The sequence below is a fragment of the Aeromonas piscicola genome, from assembly GCF_000820005.1.
GTDB classification, from domain to species: Bacteria; Pseudomonadota; Gammaproteobacteria; order Enterobacterales; family Aeromonadaceae; genus Aeromonas; species Aeromonas piscicola.
In genome coordinates, this window is sequence record NZ_CDBL01000061.1 from 223 (window position 1) to 1,193 (window position 971).

Here is a 971-nt window from a genome sequence, read left to right on the forward strand (position 1 = left end):
AGCTGGAACAGGCCGCGGCCAACGCCGATCTGGTGCTGAGCTCGGGCGGCGTCTCGGTGGGCAATGCCGACTTCATCAAACAGGTGCTGGCGGAGCTTGGCCAGATAGCCTTCTGGCGCATCCAGATGCGGCCGGGCCGACCGCTGGCGTTTGGCAAGCTGGGGACTACCCCCTTCTTCGGCCTGCCGGGCAATCCGGTGGCAGCCATGGTCTGCTTCCTGCAATTTGTCGAACCCGCCATCGCTCGCCTGCAGGGCCGGGTCTGGCAGCCGCTGCGCCTGTCGGCGCAGGCCGAGCAGAAGATGCAGAGCCGCCCTGGCCGAACCGAGTTTCTGCGCGGCGTCTTCCATCAGGATGCCAGCGGCGTGCTGCGGGTGCGCACTACCGGGCCGCAGGGCTCCGGCATTCTCAGCTCCATGGCCGAGGCCAACTGCCTGATTGAAATTGTCCCCGCCCAGCCGGCCATTACGGTCGGCGAGCGGGTCTGGATCCACCCACTCCAGGGACGAGTGGCCTGATACATCGCAAGCACCCCGCCGGGCGTGGCGGGGTGCTTGCGCCCATGACCCGAGGCTAGTCCCTTGCGCCTGAATACCCCGCTCTCCCGGCTCGATCTGCTGATCTATGGCCGCTATCGCATCGTCCACGGCCTGCGCATCGCGCTCGCCTTCATGCTCACCTTTCTGCTGACCCGCGAACTCAAGCTGCCGGAAAGCACCTGGCCGCTGATCACGCTAGTGGTGGTGATGGGCCCCATCTCGTTCTGGGGCAATGTGCTGTCACGGGCCCTGCAACGGGTGGTCGGCACCATCTTCGGCGCCGGTTGCGGTGTGGTGGCCCTCTATCTGGAGCTCTACTCCCTGCCGCTGACCCTGGTATGGTGCGGCTGCATCATGTTCCTGTGCGGCTATCTGGCACTCGGCAAGCGCCCCTACGTGGGGCTGCTCATCGGCATCACCCTGGGCGTCACC

2 protein-coding genes are annotated in these 971 nt (G+C 66.3%); both read left to right on the plus strand.

Annotated features, from left to right (window positions below; translation table 11 throughout):
* Nucleotides 1-518, plus strand: a 518-nt coding sequence (locus BN1128_RS15820) for a molybdopterin-binding protein (protein WP_042870496.1), incomplete at its 5' end; no start/stop codon positions are given.
* Between the two features lie 63 nt (nucleotides 519-581).
* Nucleotides 582-971: FUSC family protein (locus BN1128_RS15825; RefSeq protein WP_042870489.1), on the plus strand; the 390-nt coding region annotated here is incomplete at its 3' end.